General features: G+C 58.0%; 29 protein-coding genes and 2 pseudogenes. 13 read left to right on the top strand and 18 right to left on the bottom strand.

From position 1 onward, the window contains the following. The first annotated feature begins 56 nt into the window (after positions 1 to 56). The 3 genes and pseudogenes from JNB91_RS28445 to JNB91_RS28435 all read left to right on the top strand — a co-directional run bounded on the left by JNB91_RS28445 (position 57) and on the right by JNB91_RS28435 (position 1,653). Complete coding sequence (locus JNB91_RS28445) at positions 57 to 203, top strand: hypothetical protein (protein ID WP_220328817.1); 147 nt, start codon at positions 57 to 59, stop codon at positions 201 to 203. 259 nt (positions 204 to 462) lie between these two features. Further along, positions 463 to 702 (top strand): annotated as a pseudogene (locus tag JNB91_RS28440) (chromate transporter); the annotation flags it as partial. 60 nt (positions 703 to 762) lie between these two features. Then, a complete protein-coding gene (locus JNB91_RS28435; protein WP_220328816.1) occupies positions 763 to 1,653 on the top strand; it encodes an MBL fold metallo-hydrolase in 891 nt (296 codons plus the stop codon). Between the two features lie 85 nt (positions 1,654 to 1,738). On the opposite strand, the gene JNB91_RS28430 is transcribed toward JNB91_RS28435, so the two are convergent. Both JNB91_RS28430 and JNB91_RS28425 read right to left on the bottom strand, forming a co-directional pair. Then, a complete protein-coding gene (locus JNB91_RS28430) occupies positions 1,739 to 1,978 on the bottom strand; it encodes a hypothetical protein (protein WP_220328815.1) in 240 nt (79 codons plus the stop codon). Next, positions 1,978 to 2,178: a hypothetical protein gene (locus JNB91_RS28425; RefSeq protein WP_220328814.1), complete on the bottom strand. Its 201-nt coding sequence runs from the start codon at positions 2,176 to 2,178 to the stop codon at positions 1,978 to 1,980. Before JNB91_RS28425 ends, JNB91_RS28430 begins: the two co-directional genes overlap by 1 nt. A gap of 236 nt (positions 2,179 to 2,414) precedes the next feature. Here JNB91_RS28425 and JNB91_RS28420 point away from each other — a divergent pair, with 236 nt between their 5' ends. Beyond that, entirely contained in the window at positions 2,415 to 2,615 is a 201-nt protein-coding gene (locus JNB91_RS28420) for a hypothetical protein (protein WP_220328813.1), read from the top strand. 392 nt (positions 2,616 to 3,007) lie between these two features. Here JNB91_RS28420 and JNB91_RS28415 read toward each other — a convergent pair whose 3' ends face one another. The 3 genes from JNB91_RS28415 to JNB91_RS28405 all read right to left on the bottom strand — a co-directional run bounded on the left by JNB91_RS28415 (position 3,008) and on the right by JNB91_RS28405 (position 5,336). Continuing rightward, entirely contained in the window at positions 3,008 to 4,018 is a 1,011-nt protein-coding gene (locus JNB91_RS28415; protein ID WP_220328812.1) for a sensor histidine kinase, read from the bottom strand. A 131-nt stretch (positions 4,019 to 4,149) separates the two neighbouring features. After that, entirely contained in the window at positions 4,150 to 4,545 is a 396-nt protein-coding gene (locus JNB91_RS28410) for a hypothetical protein (RefSeq protein ID WP_220328811.1), read from the bottom strand. Between the two features lie 581 nt (positions 4,546 to 5,126). Further along, the gene (locus tag JNB91_RS28405) at positions 5,127 to 5,336 is read right to left on the bottom strand and encodes a cold-shock protein (RefSeq protein WP_220328810.1); all 210 of its coding nucleotides are present in this window, start codon (positions 5,334 to 5,336) and stop codon (positions 5,127 to 5,129) included. 403 nt (positions 5,337 to 5,739) lie between these two features. On the opposite strand from JNB91_RS28405, the gene JNB91_RS28400 reads away from it, so the two are divergent. After that, a complete protein-coding gene (locus JNB91_RS28400; RefSeq protein WP_220328809.1) occupies positions 5,740 to 5,985 on the top strand; it encodes a hypothetical protein in 246 nt (81 codons plus the stop codon). A gap of 463 nt (positions 5,986 to 6,448) precedes the next feature. Here the strand turns inward: JNB91_RS28400 and JNB91_RS31015 are convergent. After that, a pseudogene (locus JNB91_RS31015) lies at positions 6,449 to 6,686 on the bottom strand (histidine kinase); the annotation flags it as partial. A 220-nt stretch (positions 6,687 to 6,906) separates the two neighbouring features. On the opposite strand from JNB91_RS31015, the gene JNB91_RS28395 reads away from it, so the two are divergent. After that, on the top strand, positions 6,907 to 7,287 hold the full coding sequence (locus tag JNB91_RS28395) for a response regulator (protein ID WP_220328808.1): 381 nt from the start codon (positions 6,907 to 6,909) through the stop codon (positions 7,285 to 7,287). Positions 7,288 to 7,292: 5 nt separating this feature from the next. Here JNB91_RS28395 and JNB91_RS28390 read toward each other — a convergent pair whose 3' ends face one another. Both JNB91_RS28390 and JNB91_RS28385 read right to left on the bottom strand, forming a co-directional pair. Next, entirely contained in the window at positions 7,293 to 7,790 is a 498-nt protein-coding gene (locus JNB91_RS28390) for a sigma-70 family RNA polymerase sigma factor (protein ID WP_220328807.1), read from the bottom strand. Positions 7,791 to 7,968: 178 nt separating this feature from the next. Continuing rightward, a complete protein-coding gene (locus JNB91_RS28385; protein WP_220328806.1) occupies positions 7,969 to 8,172 on the bottom strand; it encodes a CrpP-related protein in 204 nt (67 codons plus the stop codon). 469 nt (positions 8,173 to 8,641) lie between these two features. Between JNB91_RS28385 and JNB91_RS28380 the strand changes: the two genes are divergently transcribed. Beyond that, positions 8,642 to 8,881: a DUF982 domain-containing protein gene (locus tag JNB91_RS28380; RefSeq protein WP_220328805.1), complete on the top strand. Its 240-nt coding sequence runs from the start codon at positions 8,642 to 8,644 to the stop codon at positions 8,879 to 8,881. A gap of 6 nt (positions 8,882 to 8,887) precedes the next feature. On the opposite strand, the gene JNB91_RS31010 is transcribed toward JNB91_RS28380, so the two are convergent. Next, positions 8,888 to 9,061 carry a hypothetical protein gene (locus JNB91_RS31010; protein WP_223218443.1) on the bottom strand — a complete coding sequence of 58 codons (174 nt, stop codon included), beginning with the start codon at positions 9,059 to 9,061 and terminating at the stop codon, positions 8,888 to 8,890. On the opposite strand from JNB91_RS31010, the gene JNB91_RS31810 reads away from it, so the two are divergent. Continuing rightward, positions 9,011 to 9,211 carry a DUF982 domain-containing protein gene (locus tag JNB91_RS31810; protein WP_223218441.1) on the top strand — a complete coding sequence of 67 codons (201 nt, stop codon included), beginning with the start codon at positions 9,011 to 9,013 and terminating at the stop codon, positions 9,209 to 9,211. The genes JNB91_RS31010 and JNB91_RS31810 overlap by 51 nt on opposite strands. Before the next feature lie 62 nt (positions 9,212 to 9,273). Here the strand turns inward: JNB91_RS31810 and JNB91_RS31005 are convergent, their stop codons facing one another. From JNB91_RS31005 to JNB91_RS28355, 4 genes are all read right to left on the bottom strand, one after another. Further along, positions 9,274 to 9,726 carry a hypothetical protein gene (locus tag JNB91_RS31005; RefSeq protein ID WP_223218439.1) on the bottom strand — a complete coding sequence of 151 codons (453 nt, stop codon included), beginning with the start codon at positions 9,724 to 9,726 and terminating at the stop codon, positions 9,274 to 9,276. 213 nt (positions 9,727 to 9,939) lie between these two features. Beyond that, on the bottom strand, positions 9,940 to 10,215 hold the full coding sequence (locus JNB91_RS28365) for a hypothetical protein (protein ID WP_220328803.1): 276 nt from the start codon (positions 10,213 to 10,215) through the stop codon (positions 9,940 to 9,942). Between the two features lie 212 nt (positions 10,216 to 10,427). Further along, entirely contained in the window at positions 10,428 to 10,652 is a 225-nt protein-coding gene (locus JNB91_RS28360) for a hypothetical protein (RefSeq protein ID WP_220328802.1), read from the bottom strand. 121 nt (positions 10,653 to 10,773) lie between these two features. Then, positions 10,774 to 10,983: a cold-shock protein gene (locus JNB91_RS28355; RefSeq protein ID WP_220328801.1), complete on the bottom strand. Its 210-nt coding sequence runs from the start codon at positions 10,981 to 10,983 to the stop codon at positions 10,774 to 10,776. A 469-nt stretch (positions 10,984 to 11,452) separates the two neighbouring features. Here JNB91_RS28355 and JNB91_RS28350 point away from each other — a divergent pair, with 469 nt between their 5' ends. Continuing rightward, the gene (locus tag JNB91_RS28350; RefSeq protein WP_220328800.1) at positions 11,453 to 11,812 is read left to right on the top strand and encodes an ArsR/SmtB family transcription factor; all 360 of its coding nucleotides are present in this window, start codon (positions 11,453 to 11,455) and stop codon (positions 11,810 to 11,812) included. Next, on the top strand, positions 11,805 to 13,007 hold the full coding sequence (arsK, locus tag JNB91_RS28345; protein WP_223218438.1) for an arsenite efflux MFS transporter ArsK: 1,203 nt from the start codon (positions 11,805 to 11,807) through the stop codon (positions 13,005 to 13,007). The genes JNB91_RS28350 and arsK overlap by 8 nt, the downstream gene beginning before the upstream one ends. Positions 13,008 to 13,011: 4 nt before the next feature. Here the strand turns inward: arsK and arsH are convergent, their stop codons facing one another. From arsH to JNB91_RS28320, 5 genes are all read right to left on the bottom strand, one after another. Beyond that, positions 13,012 to 13,758 carry an arsenical resistance protein ArsH gene (gene arsH / locus JNB91_RS28340; protein WP_220328798.1) on the bottom strand — a complete coding sequence of 249 codons (747 nt, stop codon included), beginning with the start codon at positions 13,756 to 13,758 and terminating at the stop codon, positions 13,012 to 13,014. Beyond that, positions 13,715 to 14,140, bottom strand: coding sequence for an arsenate reductase (glutaredoxin) (gene arsC / locus JNB91_RS28335; RefSeq protein WP_220328797.1), 426 nt, complete (start codon positions 14,138 to 14,140; stop codon positions 13,715 to 13,717). Before arsC ends, arsH begins: the two co-directional genes overlap by 44 nt. A 2-nt stretch (positions 14,141 to 14,142) precedes the next feature. Then, complete coding sequence (gene arsB, locus JNB91_RS28330; RefSeq protein ID WP_220328796.1) at positions 14,143 to 15,201, bottom strand: ACR3 family arsenite efflux transporter; 1,059 nt, start codon at positions 15,199 to 15,201, stop codon at positions 14,143 to 14,145. A gap of 106 nt (positions 15,202 to 15,307) precedes the next feature. Beyond that, a complete protein-coding gene (gene arsN2 / locus JNB91_RS28325) occupies positions 15,308 to 15,772 on the bottom strand; it encodes an arsenic resistance N-acetyltransferase ArsN2 (protein ID WP_223218437.1) in 465 nt (154 codons plus the stop codon). Further along, positions 15,742 to 16,095, bottom strand: coding sequence for an ArsR/SmtB family transcription factor (locus tag JNB91_RS28320; RefSeq protein WP_220328795.1), 354 nt, complete (start codon positions 16,093 to 16,095; stop codon positions 15,742 to 15,744). The genes arsN2 and JNB91_RS28320 overlap by 31 nt, the downstream gene beginning before the upstream one ends. A 288-nt stretch (positions 16,096 to 16,383) precedes the next feature. Between JNB91_RS28320 and JNB91_RS28315 the strand changes: the two genes are divergently transcribed. From JNB91_RS28315 to JNB91_RS28305, 3 genes are all read left to right on the top strand, one after another. After that, positions 16,384 to 16,767: a response regulator gene (locus JNB91_RS28315; RefSeq protein ID WP_262928041.1), complete on the top strand. Its 384-nt coding sequence runs from the start codon at positions 16,384 to 16,386 to the stop codon at positions 16,765 to 16,767. An 86-nt stretch (positions 16,768 to 16,853) separates the two neighbouring features. Further along, positions 16,854 to 18,791: a methyl-accepting chemotaxis protein gene (locus JNB91_RS28310; RefSeq protein ID WP_220328793.1), complete on the top strand. Its 1,938-nt coding sequence runs from the start codon at positions 16,854 to 16,856 to the stop codon at positions 18,789 to 18,791. Between the two features lie 4 nt (positions 18,792 to 18,795). Further along, complete coding sequence (locus tag JNB91_RS28305; RefSeq protein WP_220328792.1) at positions 18,796 to 20,229, top strand: chemotaxis protein CheW; 1,434 nt, start codon at positions 18,796 to 18,798, stop codon at positions 20,227 to 20,229. Position 20,230: the final 1 nt, after the last annotated feature.

Genomic DNA, 20,230 nt, shown 5'->3' with positions numbered 1-20,230 from the left:
TATCAAGGGTAGCGGAATTTTGCAGAATGAGATCCTCGGCCGGGTAGCAGACATATATGGTGCAGCAGACGGTCAATGGAAGAGAAGCATTCGAAATCGCGGGCTTCTTCGCAACGTCAGTTCAAGCATCGGCCGAAGCGTTAAGGCCAGCCGAAAATATCAATGATCGTAAAGACTTTTTGACTGAGCAGGTTACAGATTGAGACGCTGCTTCAAAGTGCGTCCCTCCTTTTGGCAGGGAAGCGCGTCACGCTCACACGGTCTCGCCGACCGCATTGTTGGCGCCAGCTTACCGTGGTAACAGCGCGCGTTTCGTGCCTGTCCGGATCGTCTTTCTTCGAAATTTAGCAAACCGGTCGGGCGCGGTCGAGCGGCACACGATCCACGCGTAAATATAGTGTCATCATTCTGTCATGGGCAGAATAGTACGGCGTACATATCGGAAAGCTGAGGCATAAAGATATGGACGCAATATCGAGTGACCGACAGACAGCGTCACAGCCGCGGGGATCAGCTTCCGAAGTCTTTTGGGCGTTCCTGAAGCTAGGCCTGACGTCCTTTGGTGGCCCCGTCGCCCATCTGGGCTACTTCCGGGACGAACTCGTCACTCGCCGCCAGTGGCTGGATGAAAAGGCTTACGGCGATATCGTCGCGCTTTGCCAGTTCCTTCTAGGACCTGCTTCAAGCCAGGTAGGGTGGGCCAAAGCGACGATGGAACTTTGAAGAGCGCGGCCGGTTCGCCCGCCACACAAGGAGCCTCTCGTGACCCTACAGCTCGCCCTCGACGAAGAAGATCTCGCACCGGTAACGCAGGCAGGATCCGATACTTCGATCATCGCCCCTGATCTTTCCTATCGGCGGATGTCGATCGTCAATGTCGTCTTCTATGGCGATCCCGCCAAAGGCGAAGGATGGGTGCTGGTAGATACGGGGCTTCCGACGTCGAAGAACGCGATCATCGAGGCCGCAGAGCACCGATTTGGTCGCAACACCCGGCCATCGGCAATTGTCATGACCCATGGTCATTTCGATCATGTGGGCTCTCTGGAGGCGTTGGCACGACACTGGGATGTGCCGGTCTACGCTCATCCACTGGAATTTCCGTATCTGAACGGGCAATCCTCCTATCCTCCGGCCGACGCATTTGTCGGCGGAGGAGCAGTCGCGTTGATGTCGCCGCTCTTCCCCCGCTCACCTGTCGATGTGAGCGCTTGGTTGAAGATGCTTCCACGTGATCAAAGCATCCCCGAGATGCCAGGCTGGCGATGGTTGCATACTCCCGGCCATGCGCCGGGACACATCTCTCTTTGGCGCGAGAGCGATCGGACGCTGATTGCAGGCGACGCTATTGTCACGACCGGCCAGGAATCGGTCTATGAGGTCATTACCCAAAAGCCGGAAATGCACGGGCCACCTCGATACCTGACACCGGATTGGGAGGAGGCGGAACGGTCAGTTGCCATCCTCGCTGCACTTGAGCCGGAGCTCATCATAACTGGCCATGGCCGCCCCGTGCGCGGAGAGAATGTTCGCAAACGGCTGCAGGAACTCGCTACGAACTTTGTGGCAATCGCGGTACCGGAAGGTCGACGATATGCGCTGGATCCTGCTAAACCGGGCAAGAGCGATAACGACGTCTATCGTTCGTCCTGAGGACGATGCCGCTGGGTTGGCGCCCCGATCAGTCGAGGCTCTCGCCTGCCGACGTCGCCGAATCTATCGGCGAGATCATATAGACTTAGTTCCGCCCTGCGAGCTCGATCCAAAGCAGCGACCAGCGATCATCTGCGTGTGTCGGCTCCTTGTAGTAACCCTGCCCTTCATGTTGCATACGCAAGGTTCGCTCAATGATCGGCCTTGACGGCGAGGTTCCCGGCAAGCCTGATGCGTCCAGATAAGCTTCCAGCTCGTCGAGCGTCCCGATAGCTTCGAAGTCCGGCCGACCCGGAGCCGAGACTTTCCATGCGTAATACGACATCAGGTATTCTCCCCAGTGCCATCTTCGGAAAGCTTGCTCACGAAGGTGCTGGCCCGGCCCTTCGACACTGCGACGCCGCCCTGAACGCCATCCTTGCTCATATCCACCTCTTCGAGATTAAGAGACGCAGATCGGTCTTGGCGCTTGCTAACCATCGGAGCAGGAAAGTCGTTCTTCGGTTCAGATTTACGGTCTGCCATTGGCTGTACTCCTTCGCCGTCGACGGACTGAACCCGCCTTAACAGGACAGATCCATAGTTGATGGCGCGCGAACTGGTGCAGTCGGCGCAAGTTCCATTCCGTCTGAATGGCTTCGCGTCTGTACGCTGGCGACGAGGACAACCATACGCCATGCATTGGAAATTGTCGTTGAAGTGGGGTCAAGCGCGGAACTCCCGTGGGTTTGCGATGTTGGCTGCGGAATAGGAGATTAACGATGGGTATCGATTCACCAAAGGACGGCGCACCGGGCACCACGGACCAGTCGCCACGTTGGGAAGGTCCACAGGAGAACAAGCCGCGAGGCTATCTACCGGCGAAGGACGATCCGGATACGGAAGAAGATGCAGTTGGCGAGACCAACGCCGATCCGGTCAAGCGCAAGGTTACCGATGCGATGAAGACCAAAGGCGACTAGGTTCGCTTCGGTCGGCTCGCGTTCTTTGCCCAGCTCGCAGTGGGCTTAACCGTCGCGGCCGACACGTTTGCGCGGCATTGCCCTTTTGTCACCCCGTCTCGCGGAATTTTCTCAGTCGAGTTGCTGCCGCGTGTACTGCGGCTAGCAGGGCGACTGGTGTGAGCGCGGCTAGACGCGTCACGATTTTATTGACGAGGCCCGGGACCGCCACGGCTTTTCCTTTCATAAGCGCCTCGAAAGCTACGAGTGCGCGGTTCGGGTGTTTGGCCGGAGCCACGGTGATGCTGCAAATTTATTCGTGTATCTTCGGACAGATTGATTCAGGCCGAACTCGCGATCCCGGTTACCGTGGGAGCGCGAGCGGATCGCTTCTCCCGCGAGGATAAAGACAATCAATCTCGGTGAATTCTTACCCGTGACAGTGGGGCAATCAGCGTCCAGACCAACACATCACCCTCGACACGCCACTCGCTGGTCCCGCCCAAGGCGGTCGCGACAATGCGTCTGAGGACCAGCGACCCGAAACCGTTTCCCTGCGATAGAAGATCAGCATGGAGGACGTTGCTTTCCTGCCAAGTCAGCTCAAACATCGCGCTGTCAGAGCCATCCCCCAAAATCCGCCAAGAAACCTTGACGCGTGAACGTTCCGGGTCGGCATATTGAACCCGGTTGGTGATGAGCTCGTTCAGCGCCATCCCGATATTCAGGACAGCGTTCGCATCCAGCAAAATGTCCGATCCTGACAGGGCGAATTCGCCACCGGTATCGAATGGTTTGACCTGATGAGCAACCAGCTCTCGCAGATCCACCCCGGACCAATCCACTGAGGACAGCAAGTCATGAGAATGTGATAACCCCATGATGCGTTCTCGCACGCGGCGCTCAAATACTCGGATATCCTGGCTTCGGGCCGCGGTCTGCGAGATCACGGCTAAAATAACTGCGTATTGATTTTTGACGCGATGATTGATTTCCCGCATCAGTAGCCGGAGGCGGCGCTCGGTTTCCTTTGCTTCGGTAATGTCTCTCGCGATCTTCGACGCGCCAACGATTTTGCCGCGCTTATCGGCAATGGGCGAAATCGTGATGGAGACCTGCACGCGCTCACCCGTGCTCTTCTGGCGCACTGTCTCGAACGTTTCAATCTGTTCACCAAGCTTAAGACGTCGGATGATCTCGACTTCTTCCGCGTGTCTGTCACCAGGGATAATCATGTAGATCGATTGACCGATCGCTTGCTCGGCCGAGAAACCAAAAAGCCGTTCCGCCGCTCTGTTCCAGCTGACGATCGTTCCGGATAGATCTTTGCTGATGATGGCATCGAATGAGGAGTTTACGACTGCTGCAAGCCGCGCCTCGCTATGGTTCTTTTGTCTGCCCTTGGAATTCTTCTTCTCAACCATTGCTTACTTCACTTGAGCGTCGGCTAATCAAAGCCACGAGCCGAAACACGGTTACGGAACGAACGGTGGGCGTCGGCGGCGTGGCACCCCGGGCATCCTGTTTCCCTTATCACTGGCCAAGCACTGGGCGTTTAGCGATCACTTAGCAGGACCCGAAGTGCTTCATGTTCAGGCCCCCTCGGCGCCAATGCGAGGAAGGAGCCAACGGACATCCGCGTTTCATGTCCACCCGAGCGGGGATTGCTACGATGCAGGACAAAAATTTCATCTGCCTTTTCATGCTCGCAAAGTAACCAACGATCGCCGTTCGAACTCGCGTAAAATTCGACGTCATTGTCCCGGCTGAGTGCCACCCGCGTCGCTGCGGGCTGGAGATAGTCGTCAGGTGCAATCATGCCGGACCGGATTTGCGCGATAAGAGCAACCTCCGCCAAGTGATTTGCGCCCGCTTCGGGCTTAAGATCGAGCGTGGCATAGTCTGCGCGCTTGAGAAGCCTGCGCAGCAGCAACTGCTTCATGTCGCTCATGTTCACCATAGCCAGCCTTTCCCAATCATAATCATGACGAACGAAAAGCTGATCATACTGACGACTGCTGGAGTTGCGCTAAAACAGTAGCGCGAGATCTTTTCTGGGGCGGGAAACATATCCCCTCCTCTTGTTTCAAATGCGGACGGCCTTCGAACGAGCGGAGCAGCATGACCGCCCCAGCTGAGCGGCGCTCACAGCCATACTGCTGGTGCTGCCTTTCGACGCCGAGGCGGCCGATCCACCTCTGGCTCGATCGGCTGCGCTTCGCGTAACTGACGCAGCCGCGTTGTTTTGCTGACCCGGTCAGCCGTTTCCATTTCTGTGATTTGCCGCGCGACATCTGTCGTGGTTTTGGCCTTGTCCCGAGCGGAAATCTTTTCGGGTTTGAAAAACGCATCTTTCGTGGCTGTCACGATGATCTCCCTTAACTTGCGTGGTGCACCGTTTCGGCCTCCGATGAGAAACACCCAAGAGAAGCGCCCAGTCGAAAACAAAAAGGCCGGGCGCTAGCCCGACCTTTCAAAGTCACTCAGCCCTGCTGCCAGTACATCCGTGGTCAGCGGAGCGAATGTGAACTTTTACGCTGCCTGAAGGTTTTCGGCCGAGCTTTTGCCGGACTTTCGGTCCTCAACGACCTCGTACGAGATCTTCTGGCCGTCCGAGAGCGAACGCATCCCGGCGCGCTCGACAGCAGACACATGGACGAAGACGTCCGCGCTACCGTTGTCGGGCTGAATGAAGCCGAAGCCTTTGGTGGAGTTGAACCATTTAACTGTGCCAGTGTTCATGACGATTTCCTTTCAGAGCAATCGTTGATGCTCCCGCGATGCCTTGCGGGTTGAGATCGATTATTTGAGAGGAAATCCGACGGGAGCGAGGCTCCGGACCAACGTCACAAGCAATGGTCGATGAAGTCTATATAGGTACAATTTCTGATGTTGCAAGGGAGCGGGGACAAAGCCGGACATTTTTCGGATATTGCGTCTGCACCTTGAAATGCTGCTTCTTGTTTGAGTCGTAGCGTCAAAGCGAAAGAAGAGGCAGCAGCGCAAACAAACTCCTCGAATGAGAAACGTTCTGTATCTGGAGCATTTGTTTCTCATTCCCTCCCCTTTACCCGCAGCCGGCTTCGGTGTTCCTTAAGCGTTTCCTGAACAATGCCGACCCTCAGCGCTTCTAAGGGAGGTGATGATGAACCGAAGACATGTCTTGCTGCTTTTAGCCCTGAGCTTACGTGTCTATCGCGCTTTGCCGAAGGGCGTTGGCATGAAGACCGTCATCGAAGCAGAAGCGGCCGGCTGGATCGTCAAGTCCGGCGACTTCCGTGCCGACCGGATCAGATGCAAGCTTACGCCCGCTGGGCAACGCGTAGCGAGGGAGCTTTCTCACGGTCTTCGGACGCCTGTCGAACTGCCGCGCGGACGAGATTATGCATAACGCAGAACAACGCATTCTCGAGGGACGGGCCCTCCAGCAAATCCGGATCGTCGCAGGAGCTGCTGATCGTTCGCTCGACAAGACGACGTTGTTCTAAGGGGTCAGGCGTGTACGTCTTAGCCCGTCGTTCCAGGATTTCCTTCAATCCCGGTTGGATGCCAACTGTCTGAAGCATGATGACGCTCCCTGTTCTGGCAGGCGGGAGCACGTAGTACTCTCAGTCGCCACCGCCCACGAACAATCGGGTGACGATGGCTCGGTTTAGCATAGATGCGAGGTTGAGTCGAATTAACATCTCATGACAGCCGGGCGGCGCCAATGGCAACTTGAGCGGACCTGCCAAAGCGCAGGTGCGACTGTTTTTTCGTTCTTCGGCGGGCATTGCCACTCAGATTTGACGAGCTTTGGGATGTTCGGTCCAGGCCGTGTTGTGGTTTCACTCCGAATAGGCCGACGGTACCAAGATCGTCGAAACGGTCTGTCCATTGGGAACGTTCGCAGCGAGAGAGGCGACCGCTTCGTCGCATTCAGCTGTATCAAGGTGCCGCCGCACGGCCGGCATCGAGGTTATTGCCACAAGGAGAGACCGCAGCCCCTCAACGATGCGCTCCACTTCTGATGACGCTTGTCGGGCGGCCTGACCGGCCAGCGCTTGGACCTCGTCGTTGCTGGCGCATCACGATCCCGTTGTAACCGAGCATAGTAGCCACTGGCACAAGCGCTGCCACTGCGACCGCAATGAGCTTCAGTCTCCTCGTTCGCGGGACAGATAGCACGTGAATTGCTGGGGCGCTATTGCGAGAACTGTGAAGGAAAGCGCGGAGAAGACACGCGGGAGCTGCCGCGCCAACCTAATTTTAAGCCGCGAAACTTATCCTGACCTCGCCGGTTAGCGGCCATGCTCGATAAAGGATCCGAGTGTTGTCAGCACTGAAAGCCTTCCGTGGCAAAAACATACTGGTTGTTGAGGATGGATCGTTCTTGAAGAACGATGTTCGTGCGATGTTCGTCGCGGCGGGAGGCAGGATCGTGGGTCCCACGGCCATGGCCGAAGATCTTATCTACTATCTACGAGGTGACATCGATGGTGCGATCGTAGATGTCGAGCTTCCCCAGGAAACGGTCCTGTACATCAGTGAAGTGCTAGAAGCCCGAGCCATTCCGTTCGTGTTTGCAGCGAATGCCAGCCCAATGCGTGATGTGCCGTCCTTCGGCGGCTTCTTGCTCGTTGCTGATACCATCCAACTGAACAAGATAGCAGCAGCGCTGTTTGATAACACCTCACCAAAGACGCGACACTGATCGCCTTACCGTTCCCCCAAGGACTTCGTGATTTCGAGACGAGCACGATTAACGCGGCTCTTGATCGTCCCAACCGCACAATTCGACCTCGTTGCGGCCTCGTCGTAGCTCATCCCCTCGATGAAGACCATATGGAGAGCCGTGAACTGATGCGAAGGGAGATCTGCGAAGGCGCGGTTCAATTCCTGGCCTCTGATATGCCATTCCTGGGTGGGGGCGGTGACGGCTCGGTCGCAGATGTCGTCTTCGATGCCGACCACTTCTCGCTTCGCAATACCATACCGCGTGCAGAAGCAGTTGCGCATGATGGTGAACAGCCAGGATTTCAGGCGCGTCCCGCGCTGAAATTTGGCGGCATGAGCTAATGCCCGTGTGAGGGTTTCCTGCACGAGATCATCTACATCCTCCTCTTTCGAGACGAAGCGCCGCGCGAAGGCTCTCAGTGGCTGGACGAGGACAAGAAGTTCGGCTTGCGAAAAGCTGGAGGGGGCATCGACAGTCATGTGCGGCTCTCCTTGGAAAGGAGAACAACCCTGGCGTGAGGGTTATGTTCCTGCGACTGCCTTCAAAACCATCGCATGTACGAAACCGGACGGTCGCCATTGTTGCGGTTGGTTCGCCTGCGTGGATTTCGGGCGTTTGCCGGACCAAAAGTTCACGACGGCCTCGCTCGTCAGCCCGTCATGAGAATGCTCTCGTCGCATTCTCGATATTCCAGCCAAACAACCAGGCTTCTGCTTTTTGCACCCAGCTGTCTCTTTCTTTCGAACAGATCGCAGTCTCGAGAAAAGGCACGACAGGGTTTTTGCTCACGGAAAGACCAAGCACTCGGGCATTCATTCCCCGCTGTTGCCAGTCAAGCATCGTATCGACGTCGAAAGTCATCTCCGATCCTCATGATCGCTGCTTGGCTTCCGCAAGCATCTGGGTTGCCACGCCCTCTTGCGGCCTGAACCTTGCGTGAACCTTGCCCAACAGCGCGATAGATCCGTCGAGATGGCAGACACCTTTAACTTCGCCAGCGTACAGAATGTTCTGCAACAGTAGGCTTTTGGCCATTTCTTGCTGCTGATTGCTGAAGACGGTAAAACGGTGGCCAGCGTAAGCCCAGCCAGTTTGCGGATTTGCTTTTCCGCGTGTCTCAAACTCTCTGACAAACGCTTGAGCGTCAGGTCTTCCTCTTTGAGAACTGGATAGTCAAATCGGCTCGTGGCAGCGGCCGGTCAGAATTCCTCATTGTCGGAAATCGCTGCGCTGGAAATCGTGCCAGGACAGTCGTTTCGAATCGGGGTTCTGCCTTATTTCTCGTCTTCGCTCATTGGCGCGCTATCTGAGTATTTTTGGGAGTACGAAAATGCGCACCGTTTACTGGGATAAGCCGGTTGATTTTGATGGCCGCCTGATCTTCGGGCCGATGGAAGCGTACAAGTCTATGATGGGCGCCAGCTGGGTCACGATCAAAGATCGTACGTTTGCGGCTGCAGCAAACGGCATCAACGACGCTCTGAACGGTCGCGTATCGCCAGATTTCGCTCGCGAATTATTCGAAATGGCGCTGATATCCCGGCGCCGTATTCGGTTGCAGCTTAAGTAGCAGCGTTCAGAGCTCGAATGTTCGCAGCTCCCAGGCATTTAAACCCATCGGAAAGGGAAGCTCGTGAACTCGGTAATCCCCGTGGGCTTCGGCCTCCAATGGGAGTTTGCTGTCTTCGTTCAGGACGGGCTGCTTGATAAGCCCATCACTGGACCAAGAGCGGCTCTCAAATTTCTTCATGAAGATTTTCGACATCAAACCGGGGCGCCGTTCAGAGCTGCGATCGCTGACTGCAACAGTGCTCTCAGATATCGCTGCGACGCCGAGATTGCCAGATTGTCTTTTATTGCGGCCTATGCAGTGTACAGGGTGAAGCTCGACCGCCTCTAATGCTAAGACTCCAGGCAGAAACAGGCGGCACCTGGTTCTCTGTCAGCCCGTACCATCGACGATTATCGTTCGCTGATGCTCGGCAGGTGCAGCGCAACGTCTCGTCGACCTTTTTCATCGAGTATTTCGACATTGGATTGCCAGAAAGCCTCTGCTTCGGAAGGATCTTGCTCCCATGAGCGGGTGGTAACGATATTGTCGTCTACTTTCGCCCGGCGTCGTCCACCGAGATTGAGGTAGCGCATCGCGGTCGCATAGGAGGATGTTTCACCGTTATCCTCGCTGAGCTGGCTTTCCGGCCTCGGATGCGATTGACCCAATATTTGCAGCAGGGCCTCATATTCAGGCTTGCCCACATTGCGATTGAGGAAATCCGCTACAGGGATGCGGGTTACCTGTCCGCCTGACGACGCGTTCGCTTCGTGCACCACCACCGCTTCACACGACACCTGATGCTTTTCAAGCGACCATCGGTCGCCATTTGAACTGAATGAGAAATCTCGTTTGTCTATCATTTAATGTGGCTCCTCACGGTTGCCGATCGACATGCAAAGGCACGTACGATCTGTTTGATAGGAAAGCTATAATACTCACAGCCCCGGCAACCGAACGAGCCACGCATGGCGCTGTTCCGAGTGCTTTTATGCTCCACCTCGATCGCACACCGTTTTCCGGTCAGGCACTATGGTCGCACTCAGGCGTGGCCACTTGCTTCCTGAGGGTGGCGATCAAGCCCGATCGTAGGTAAAGGATGTCAGGAGCGTTGTGACAAAGTTGCTCGCCCGCTCTTTGACCAAAACCTCAGTCCACTCGTCCGTGCCACGAAGCCGCAAGTCCGTTTGGATGCTGTCGACCGCGGCTTCTTCGATCCGTTTGATATGTGTATTGAAAGCTTCTTCGCCGCTTCCGTGGTACATATCGCGTATCACCATCCGCAGGATTTCCTGGATCGCAATCTGCCAGGCCGTATTGATCGCCTGCAGTTCGTTTTTGTCTGGTGACATGGTATGCTCCTGATGCGCGCCCTCACTGGAGCATCGCTTCGTCAAGCCGGCACCTTGACCCTGTCTAATCTGCCGGCGATCTAGGCTTGGCGAGCTTTGCGGTTCGCATAGCGGCGATCATGCGCGTGCTTTCCGGGCAGCATCAACCTCAATAACCAGCTCGGTGTCTCCAAAGTTTTTCAAACGGTATTCATGAAGCGCCGATGGCGCAGTCAACGCGCCCTGGCGCGTTTGGCAACTAGCGCGGCGGTCGCCGACATCCGTTCAGCCTGCTCCTTCGCAAGCCTCGCCTCTCTAAGCCGTAACGTCTTCGCCTCGCGCGCTTGTTCTTCCGACTGCAACTCTTCCAGCGCATTACTTTTGGAAAAGAAATGGGATTGGACGTTGCCGAAGGCGACTTCGGCCTGCTGGCGAGTTTTGCTGTATGTTTCAGTCATGGATTCCTCCATCGTCGGTCGTTCGACCAAATTAAAAAGGCCAGGCAAGCCGCCTGGCCTCAGACTGATAAGTGCTTCCGGCAATGCCAGTACATCCGTGGTCAAAGGGAAGCAGATATCACTAAGCAAACTGCAGATTGCAGGCCGACATCTTGCCCGACTTCATGTCGCGCTCGAGTTCGAAGCCGATCTTCTGGCCTTCCACGAGCTCGCGCATTCCAGCGCGCTCGACAGCCGAGATATGAACGAAGGCGTCAGCGCCACCGTTGTCAGGTTGGATAAAGCCGAAGCCTTTGGTCCAATTGAACCATTTTACTGTGCCAGTGGTCATGATGAACCCTTTCAAAGCATAGATTGAGGGACCGCTAAGCTGACGCTACGCGGAATTGAACCGACTATTTTTGAAAGAGAAGTTCGCTTAGAACGCGGTGCCAATCACGCCGTAGACAAGCTCGGCAAGCAAAAGATCGATGTCCTAGATATAGAGCGTAAACGGATCGGCGTCAACGTTTAGTTTTCTAACTAGAGAAAGGCACCAGTTAAGGTTGTCATAACTGAGCACATCGCGTCTCGTGCAACATGTGGTGCACCTCGGTCGTCAAACCGCGCTTTGGAAGACCTTCACCTCGATGACATAATAGCCGACCGGTCGGAAGTGCCCGTCATAGTTAGACCAAACGCATCCGGCGCCTCCGCATAAATTTCGAGAACTGGCCACGCTGATACTTCTAAAAAACGGACTTGCCGATCGCGCTCATACGGGCTATCCCTCTATCCAATAATTCTAGGATTATTGAAGTATGGATGAACGTCAAGTCCTTTCATCGTTCGCGGCATTGTCGCAGGAGACGCGCCTTGCCATCGTCCGAGCGTTGGTCGTGGCCGGGCCTGAAGGACTGGCCGCAGGCGTGATCGCCGAGCGCATGGGCGTTTCCGCCACGAATGCCTCGTTCCATTTGAAGGAGCTGGAGCGGTCAGGATTGATCTCGCAGCGAAGGGAATCCCGCTCGATCATCTACAGCGCCAGCTACGAGGCGCTCGCGGATCTCATCAAATTCCTGATGGAGGACTGCTGCGCCGGTCATCCGGCGATCAGGGGAAATGTCGAGCGAGGTGACGACTGCTGCATCGCCGCCGACAAGGGTGACGTCATTGCATAGTCCGAAAATCCCGGCCGGGCTTGTCTCGGCTCTCGGCCTGACGCAGATCATCGGTTACGGCACCCTCTATTACAGCTTCAGCATCCTCGCCCCCGGCATGGCGGCGGATCTCGGCTTGTCGCTGGCCGAAGTGTTCGGAGTGTTCTCGGTGTCGCTGTTCATCGGTGGCCTGTCGGCTACCTATATCGGCAAACAGATGGACAGGATCGGCGCCGCCACGATCATGACCATTGGCTCGACCCTCGCAGCGCTGACGCTCGCGCTATGCGCCTGGTCGCCCTCGGCCGCGATCTTCGCCACCGCCATCATCCTGCTCGAAGTGTCGTCCGGTATGGTTCAGTATCAGGCAGCATTCGCGGCGCTGGTCGAAAGCGATCCCCGCACGGCCTCCCGCAGCATCACCTATCTGACGCTGATCGGCGGCTTCGCCTCGACGATCTTTTGGCCAATCTCAACCGCGCTCAACGGCTATCTGTCCTGGCGGGAGATCTATCTCGTCTTCGCGGCGCTGAACCTGTTTCTCTGCATGCCGCTGCACTTCTGGATCCGAAGCCTCGGAAAGAAGGCAGGCGAAGCATCCAGCCGGCCGCGCGAGACGGTGATCGGCGCGATCCAGCCGCCCGCCCGTCGCCGTGCCATGGTGATCGTCTCCTCTGCCTTCGCGCTCCTTGGCTTCACGCTCGCCGCCATCCTTGCCCATATGGTGCCGATGCTCGGCGCGATCGGACTGGACGCGGCCGCCGTGGTGATCGGCTCGCTGTTCGGCCCTGCGCAGGTCCTGAGCCGTCTGATCAACATGGTTTTTGGGAAGAACCTGACGCCTCCGGGGCTTGCCGTGCTGTCGGCCGTGCTGATCGTCTTCGGTGTCCTGATCCTGCTGATGACCGGCAACTGGCTGCCGGGTGCGGTCGCCTTCGCCATCTGCCTCGGGCTCGGTTCCGGCATCAACAGCATCGCGCAGGGAAGCCTGCCGCTCTTTCTGTTCGGCTCGGACGGATATGGCGCCATCACCGGCAAGATGGCCGCCGCCCGCCTGGCCGTCGGCGCAGGAGCGCCTTTCGTGTTTGCAGCAGCCATGGAGAATGTCGGGCTGAGCTTCGCTCTCATCGCAAACGCCTGCCTCGGAGCGGTCAGTATTGCGGCATTCGTCACGGTAGCCGCCTCCTGCCGGCAACCTACCGCCGCGACGGCCTGATCCGTCAGATCGACTTGAGCAAGACGCGTTTCTCGAGCTCGACGGCCTCTTCCTTCCGCTCGCTGTAGCGGTCGGTCAGATAGGACGAGGCATCGCGGGTCATGATGGTGAACTTCACCAGTTCCTCGCAGACGTCGACAACGCGGTCATAATACGACGACGGCTTCATCCGGCCGTCGGTGTCGAATTCCTGAAACGCCTTCGCAACGCTGCTCTGATTGGGAATGGTGATCATCCGCATCCAGCGGCCGAGGATGCGCAACTGGTTCACAGCGTTGAAGGACTGGCTGCCACCGGAGACCTCCATCACCGCTAGCGTCTTGCCCTGCGTCGGGCGGACGGAGCCGAGCGACAGCGGGATCCAGTCGATCTGCGCCTTCATGATGCCTGTCATAGCGCCGTGCCTTTCCGGGCTGATCCAGACCTGGCCTTCCGACCATTGGGAAAGGTCGCGGAGTTCCTGCACCCTGGGGTGAGTGGCCGGAGCCTCGTCCGGGAGCGGCAATCCGGCCGGATCAAATATCCGCACCTCGCATCCGAGCCGTTCGAGCAGCCGAGAGACTTCGAAGGCAAGCAGGCGGCTATAAGACACTTCCCGGAGCGATCCGTAGAGGATCAGGAATCTCGGCTTGTGGGTGGAGAACGCCGGGCGAAGGGCTTCTGGCGAGATCGGCTGAAGATGTTCGTCATGCAGTGCGGGAAATGTTTCAGACAATGCGTTTTCCTTCCTGATCGAGGACCTGTTCGCCATCTTCCTTGGTGAACGGTCCTTTGAAGGCGTCGGCCGGCAGGATGTTGAGCACGACTTCCGAGGGGCGGGCAAGCCTTGTGCCAAGCGGCGTGACGACGAGTGGTCGGTTGATCAGGATCGGGGTGGTGATCATCGCGTCCAGCAACTGTTCATCCGTCACGCCCGGGTTGTCGAGGCCGAGTTCCGCATAGGGCGTGCCCTTCTCACGGATCGCTTCGCGGACCATCAGGCCGGCATCTGCGATCATCTTCGAAAGCTGCGCGCGCGACGGCGGGTTCTGCAGGTATTCGATGACGGTGGGCTCGATTCCGGCGGCGCGGATCAGCGCCAACGTGTTCCGAGACGTGCCGCAGGCCGGATTGTGATAGATGGTGGCGTCCATGGTCAGGTCCTTTCGGTGATAGTGTTGCGGGAGACGGCCGGTGATGCCTCATACCAACCCTTCGAGCGGTTCACGATCCAGACGACCGACAGCATCACCGGCACCTCGATCAGGACACCGACGACGGTGGCCAGTGCCGCGCCCGACTGGAACCCGAAGAGGCTGATGGCGGCGGCAACTGCAAGCTCGAAGAAATTGCTCGCACCGATGAGTGCGGACGGCCCGGCGACGCAGTGGCGCTCGCCCGCCAGGCGGTTCAGAAGGTAGGCCAGCCCGGAGTTCAGATAGACCTGGATCAGGATGGGCACGGCCAGCAAGGCGATGATGGCCGGCTGGGCGATGATCTGCTCGCCCTGGAACGCAAACAACAGGACCAGCGTGGCGAGGAGTGCGACGAGCGATACCGGCTGCAGCTTAGCAAGCAAGCGATCGAGCGCGCCTGTTGTGCCGTCGGCTGTCAGGCGGCTGCGCAGCAGCTGGGCGACGATGACAGGCACAATGATGTAGAGCGCGACCGAAAGGGCAAGCGTCGCCCAAGGCACAGTGATGGCCGAGAGACCGAGCAGCAGGCCGACGATCGGCGCAAACGCGACGACCATGATCGCGTCATTCAGGGCGACCTGCGACAGAGTGAACAGCGGCTCGCCTCGCGTCAGGTTCGACCAGACAAAGACCATGGCCGTGCAGGGTGCTGCAGCAAGGATGATCAGGCCTGCAATATAAGAGTCGATCTGGTCTGCCGGCAGATAGGGCCTGAACAACCAGCCGACGAACAGCCAGCCCAGCAAAGCCATCGAGAACGGCTTGATCGCCCAGTTGATGATCAGCGTGACACCGATACCCCGCCAGTAGGAGCTGACCTTCGCCAACGACCGGAAATCGATCTTCAGCAACATCGGAATGATCATCAGCCAGATCAGGATCGCAACCGGGATATTGACCTTGGCGATCTCGGCGCTGCCGACGATCTGGAAGACGCCGGGCATCAGGTGGCCGAGGGCAACGCCGACGGCGATGCAGAGGAAGACCCAGATGGTCAGATATCGTTCGAAGGTGGACATCAGGCGTTGATTCCAATGAGAGGTGTAGCAGGAACAGAGCGTGCGGACCTGCTCGTGCCGAGGAACAGCGCGTTGCAGGTCTTTTCAGTCATGGTCGTGGTTCGTGTTAGGTCGGCGGCCTGATGAGCTTCATGATTGTCGTCGACGATGGGCAGATGGAGGAAAGCTGGCGGGTCGCAAGCACCGCAGCCGGCACTTCGGCTCGTGGCACCTCGGAAAACCCAATTGTCGAGAAGAACGGTGCGGCACTTGTGGTTGCGAGATAGACATCACCGCTTTTAACTTGTTGCAAGGTCGCCTCGACTATCGAACGTCCCAGGCCTTGACACCGGTGCGCCGGAAGCACGACGACCGATCGCAGAAGGTAATCGGCGCCGCAGCGCTCGATACCGGCATATCCGATCGCTTGGCCGTCGCCAAATAGGGCTTCGAAAAACGCGCGGCCTCCGTCTTCGATATCATCGGTCGGAAGATGCGCGGCACAAAGCGCCTCACGGAGGCGGGCGTTGCTGCCAGCTACTTCGTGCAATGCAATCGCGCTCAACATGACTTCGCCCCCGGCGCGCAGCATGGCGTCAGTTCCGCAATCAGCGGGGCGCAAAGTTCCGCCGATCCACCGCAGCAGTCCTTCAGCAGAAACAGCGTCAGGTCGCGGAAACCATCGAGATCGGCGCGATAGATGATCGATCGGCTCTGGCGCTCGCTCTTGACCAGTCCCGCACGGGATAGGGTCGCGAGATGCGCTGACATCGTATTTTGTGGGACGTCGAGCAATCGCGCAAGTTCTCCCGCGGGCACGCCGTCGGGTTCATGGCGCACTAGCAGCCGAAACGTCTCGAGGCGTGTGCTTTGAGCCAAGGCCGCAAGGGCCGCAATCGCGCTTTTATTTTCCATATATCCAGATTATTGGATATATTAAACTTGTCAAGGTTTCAGCGTCACGCCGTTTCAAGCCCTTGAAAGGAGCTGAACTGGTGTCCCGTAGTTGTCTATGCCCCCCGCGAAAGCAATCTCGTCTAAGTTCAGGAACTTACGGCATTAGTTACTCCACCAGCCGTTTACTGCTTGATGAACCCTGCCAGGAGGCGCGGGAACTTTTCTCGCGATCTAACGTTTCCTGCGGAGTTAAGCCATCAGTGCTACTTGGATTCGCGATTTATGACATCAGACGCACACCTGGTTTTGATCGTCGAGGACGAGGGACTTATCCGTTTGAGCCTCGCGGAAGATCTGGAGTACGCCGGATTTCATGTTCTCGAAGCCGCCACAGCGGATGAAGCGCTGAACGTGCTGGAAGCCCATCCCGAGATTGATGCAATCGTGTCCGACATCGATATGCCGGGCTCGATGAACGGGCTGAAGCTGGCGAAAGTGGTACACAAGGTCCGCCCCGACATGGCAATCATCCTGACGTCCGGCTTCCTAAAGATTCCGAAGATGGACCTGCCGAGCAGAATTCCCTTTCTTTCAAAACCCTATGACGTCAGCCACGTCATAAACCATATCCGTGAGCTTATCCTCCGTCCAAGCGCGAACGATTGCTTTGTGCAGCCCTTTAAGTCATAAAAATCAAGTAAGTTAGCTGCCTTATGAGTGTCCTTCGCCTTCTTCTTTGGGCGTGCATCTGAGGCCCAGAGACGGTGGACATCCCTATGGCACTCGTGAAGACCTCCCAATTGGGCTCAAAGCCGGCCGCGAGCAAACAGGTCACGTCGGGCCCGGCGCCAAATGCTGGCGCTGAAAAGTCCGCGGCCTCCCGCCGCTCTCATGATCGTTCCCGCGTCCGTCGACAGAAGGCCGCCGAGCGGATCGGAGCTGCCACGGAGGAACTGTCGAGTGGCGTTACTCAAGCGGCTTCGGCGGCAGAGGAGTTGCGCCGCGCGCTCGAGCAAATCGCTAGCGGCGCGGAGGAAGCAGCCGGGGCGGCGCATGAATCCCTGTCCGCTACCACTCACCTTTCCGCGCGTTTCAGCGAGTCCAGGTCTGAAGCCGAGGCTGCCCGCACGCGTGCCGAGAAGCTGCAGGGTTCGGTGCTGGAGGCTGCTGCACAGATCGATGCGTCGATCAAAGCCATCGAGACAAATGCCTCGCGCCAAATCGCCTCGATTGCCGTCATTGAAAAGCTCCAGTCGCAGGCCGAAACGATTGGTGCGACTACAGCCTCCGTTGCCGATATTTCCGATCGCACCAACCTTCTCGCCCTGAACGCCGCGATTGAGGCTGCTCGTGCAGGCGATAATGGTCGGGGTTTTGCGGTGGTCGCCGACGAAGTGCGCTCACTGGCCGAAATCGCCGAGCGCAGCTCCCGTGACGTGAACAAGCATGCCGATACGATTGTTGAGGGCGTACGCCGAATTGCCGAGCGTATGAATTCGGCTGCCACCAAGGCACGCGAACAAACAGCCTCCGGCCAGTCCACCGCCGAGGAACTGCACGCCATCCGTTCGGGCCTGACCTCCCTGTCGCAGAATAGCCAGACCATCCTGATCGCAGCAGTTGAAGCGGAAGTCGCGACACGGGAGGCGCAAAAGGGTGCCGAAACGGTCGCGTCTGCTGCCGAAGAGCAGTCCGCAGCAGCGTCCGAAGCGCAACGCGCGGTTCTGCAGCAGAGTTCAGCGTTAGAGCAAAGCCAGAAGACGGCGCAAGCGCTGGCCACCCTTGCCGACGATCTCATGAACGAAGGGGGCCGGGCCTCGCAGGCGGAGGAACTGAGTTCAGCCGCCGAGGAATTGTCTGCGACCGTCCAGGAACTATCCGGCGCCGCGGGCGAAATCCTTATTGCCGTCGAGCAGATAAGCCGAGGTGCCGAAGCCCAGGCGGCGGCGACCCAACAGGCCAACGCCGCGATGGTCCAAATCGAAAAAAGCGCTTCCCGAGCCCAAACCGCTGCGGAAAATGCGAGCGAGCGAGCCAAAGAAATCAAGCGGCTGCTTGCGAAGAACAAGGCTGGCCTGACGGGCATTGCATCCGGTATTTCCGACGCTCTGACGGAAACCCGTAATGCGTTGGCAGACCTTACCTCGCTCGGCGAGATCGGGTTTCAGATCGAACGGACTGTGGACCGTATTGTGCTTGTGGCCGTCCAAACCAATATGCTGGCCGTCAGCGGCTCGGTGGAAGCGGCAAGAGCCGGTGACGCTGGGCGAGGGTTTGCCGTCGTGTCCACCGACATCCGCAAGCTCGCCCAGGACGCCGCGGAAAACATCGATGGCGTGAAAGACAGTGTGCGGTGGATCCAGATCCAGATCCTCGCCGTCCAGCGTGAGCTGGACGCGATCATGGCGGCTTCCGAGGCGGAGATCTCCAAGAGCAGGCTGATGGTCGATTTACTTTCCGCTGCGGAAGCCGATACCGAGACGATGGTGCGCGGGAATGCGTCCATCCTGGAAGCAGCTCAGGCAATACTCATTGCGGCCACGCAGGTTCAGGCAGGCACGCAGCAGATCGCCTCCGTAGCCCAAGAGGCAAGTGCGGCCTCGGAACAGGCTGCGACCGCAGCACGACAGCAGGCCCGCGGCGCGGAAGATCTTGCGGCTGCCGTCGAGGAAATCGCATCGTTGGCAGACGAACTCCAGATGTCGGGAAGCTGACGAAATGGAAAGCTCACCCTCGAAGGCCGACTTTCGCCGCCGGCTCGTGTTCAGGGTCGGACAGCAGCTCCGTGAGATCGACGCCGACAGGGTTCTTGAGGTTTTTAAGGCTGGCCACATCACCCGAGTGCCGAATGGTCCGGCGGCGCTGAAGGGCATTGCCAACCTAAGGGGCCGCCCAATAGCGGTCCTTTCGATGGGGCAGATCCTCACCGGAGACGATGGTGCTTCATCTCACGATGGCATGATCATTGTATACGACCACGGCGGAGCGGTCGGCCTGCTCGTCGACAACGTTCTCACGCTTTCGAAAGAAGCCACCGCATCACCGATGGAAGGCCTGAGCGATCTTCTCGATGCTGCGTTTAAAACCACACGGCGTGCGCCGGTGGGGCGAACGGCCTCTGTCGAACACGACGCGGGCATAGAGGCAAGCACGACGCTGATTCCGATTTTGTCATTTCGCGCAGCGGGCCAGCTTTACGGACTTCCGCTCGAGGATGTGCGCGAAGTGGCTTTTATACCACGCGAGGTCGCAATCATGCCGAACGGACAGGAAGCGGTGCTGGGACTTATGTCTCTGCGCGACAGCGTCCTACCGCTTGTTTCACTCGCCTCGGTGATGGGCCTGGAAATCAACCGATCGGCGGCTGAAAATGCGCGGATCGTGATCATCGCGCATGCCGGCGACCTGGTCGGCCTTGTTGTCGATGAGATGGATGTCATCTATCGCCTGCCAGAGCAGGCTATCGATACCGTACCAGCGGTCTTGCAACGTGGCCGGGGCAATGCGCAGATAACGGCAATCGGCAGAATTGCAGATGGCGGACGACTGATCTCGATCCTGTCGCCGGAAAAGCTATTTGGTCACGACGAGGTCGCACAAGCCATCGGCCAGAAAACGGGAGCCGCACCAATGGAGATAGCGCCTCAAGTGGACAGTGCGGTCGAGAAATTCCTGATCTTCCAGCTGGGCGGGGAAAACTACGGCCTTCCGATCACCTCGGTGGACGAAGTCATCAGAGTGCCAGCCGATGTCACCCGCATGCCCGGCGCGCCTGCCTTCGTCACCGGAGTTATCAACCTGCGCGGTAGGGCCGTTCCGCTGATCGATCAGCGAAGCCGCTTCGACAGTCCGACCTCAATGCAAACAGCCGCTGCCCGCGCCATCGTCGTGACGATCGGCAGGCTCCAGGCGGGCTTCGTCGTGGATGCCGTGTCGGAGGTCAAGGCACTTCCGGCCGCGGCCCTTTCCGCAGCGCCCGAGTTCTCCTCCGAGCAGACGGATGTTTTTGATCGCATTGCTCACATCGAGGCGGATGGCCGCATGATACTTCTGGTCGATCCGCAAGAGCTTCTGACACGAGCGGAGCGGGACGTGGTCGCCGCGATCACCGAGGACAAGGCCGGCACTGAGGAAAAGACGGGCGGCATTTGAC

The sequence above is a fragment of the Aliirhizobium wenxiniae genome, from assembly GCF_019511445.1.
Classification (GTDB): domain Bacteria; phylum Pseudomonadota; class Alphaproteobacteria; order Rhizobiales; family Rhizobiaceae; genus Neorhizobium; species Neorhizobium wenxiniae_A.
The sequence above is the reverse complement of the archived record's forward strand: the minus strand, read 5'-3'. Positions and strand labels throughout refer to the sequence as shown.

Bases quoted from the DNA above. Each gene is read 5' to 3' on its own strand.
- JNB91_RS31005 (WP_223218439.1), bottom strand. From the start codon at position 9,726: ATGATAGACAAACGAGATTTCTCATTCAGTTCAAATGGCGACCGATGG.
- JNB91_RS28425 (WP_220328814.1), bottom strand. From the start codon at position 2,178: ATGGCAGACCGTAAATCTGAACCGAAGAACGACTTTCCTGCTCCGATG.
- JNB91_RS28360 (WP_220328802.1), bottom strand. From the start codon at position 10,652: ATGACTGAAACATACAGCAAAACTCGCCAGCAGGCCGAAGTCGCCTTC.
- JNB91_RS28305 (WP_220328792.1), top strand. From the start codon at position 18,796: ATGGAAAGCTCACCCTCGAAGGCCGACTTTCGCCGCCGGCTCGTGTTC.
- arsH (WP_220328798.1), bottom strand. From the start codon at position 13,758: ATGGCGAACAGGTCCTCGATCAGGAAGGAAAACGCATTGTCTGAAACA.
- JNB91_RS28410 (WP_220328811.1), bottom strand. From the start codon at position 4,545: ATGAGCGACATGAAGCAGTTGCTGCTGCGCAGGCTTCTCAAGCGCGCA.
- JNB91_RS28405 (WP_220328810.1), bottom strand. From the start codon at position 5,336: ATGAACACTGGCACAGTTAAATGGTTCAACTCCACCAAAGGCTTCGGC.
- JNB91_RS28415 (WP_220328812.1), bottom strand. From the start codon at position 4,018: ATGGTTGAGAAGAAGAATTCCAAGGGCAGACAAAAGAACCATAGCGAG.
- JNB91_RS28420 (WP_220328813.1), top strand. From the start codon at position 2,415: ATGGGTATCGATTCACCAAAGGACGGCGCACCGGGCACCACGGACCAG.
- JNB91_RS28385 (WP_220328806.1), bottom strand. From the start codon at position 8,172: ATGACTTTCGACGTCGATACGATGCTTGACTGGCAACAGCGGGGAATG.
- JNB91_RS28380 (WP_220328805.1), top strand. From the start codon at position 8,642: ATGCGCACCGTTTACTGGGATAAGCCGGTTGATTTTGATGGCCGCCTG.
- JNB91_RS28355 (WP_220328801.1), bottom strand. From the start codon at position 10,983: ATGACCACTGGCACAGTAAAATGGTTCAATTGGACCAAAGGCTTCGGC.
- JNB91_RS28365 (WP_220328803.1), bottom strand. From the start codon at position 10,215: ATGTCACCAGACAAAAACGAACTGCAGGCGATCAATACGGCCTGGCAG.
- JNB91_RS28390 (WP_220328807.1), bottom strand. From the start codon at position 7,790: ATGACTGTCGATGCCCCCTCCAGCTTTTCGCAAGCCGAACTTCTTGTC.
- arsN2 (WP_223218437.1), bottom strand. From the start codon at position 15,772: ATGCTGCGCGCCGGGGGCGAAGTCATGTTGAGCGCGATTGCATTGCAC.
- JNB91_RS28320 (WP_220328795.1), bottom strand. From the start codon at position 16,095: ATGGAAAATAAAAGCGCGATTGCGGCCCTTGCGGCCTTGGCTCAAAGC.
- JNB91_RS28445 (WP_220328817.1), top strand. From the start codon at position 57: ATGGTGCAGCAGACGGTCAATGGAAGAGAAGCATTCGAAATCGCGGGC.
- JNB91_RS28430 (WP_220328815.1), bottom strand. From the start codon at position 1,978: ATGTCGTATTACGCATGGAAAGTCTCGGCTCCGGGTCGGCCGGACTTC.
- arsB (WP_220328796.1), bottom strand. From the start codon at position 15,201: ATGTCCACCTTCGAACGATATCTGACCATCTGGGTCTTCCTCTGCATC.
- JNB91_RS28310 (WP_220328793.1), top strand. From the start codon at position 16,854: ATGGCACTCGTGAAGACCTCCCAATTGGGCTCAAAGCCGGCCGCGAGC.
- arsC (WP_220328797.1), bottom strand. From the start codon at position 14,140: ATGGACGCCACCATCTATCACAATCCGGCCTGCGGCACGTCTCGGAAC.
- JNB91_RS28400 (WP_220328809.1), top strand. From the start codon at position 5,740: ATGAACCGAAGACATGTCTTGCTGCTTTTAGCCCTGAGCTTACGTGTC.
- JNB91_RS28350 (WP_220328800.1), top strand. From the start codon at position 11,453: ATGGATGAACGTCAAGTCCTTTCATCGTTCGCGGCATTGTCGCAGGAG.
- JNB91_RS31010 (WP_223218443.1), bottom strand. From the start codon at position 9,061: ATGAAGAAATTTGAGAGCCGCTCTTGGTCCAGTGATGGGCTTATCAAG.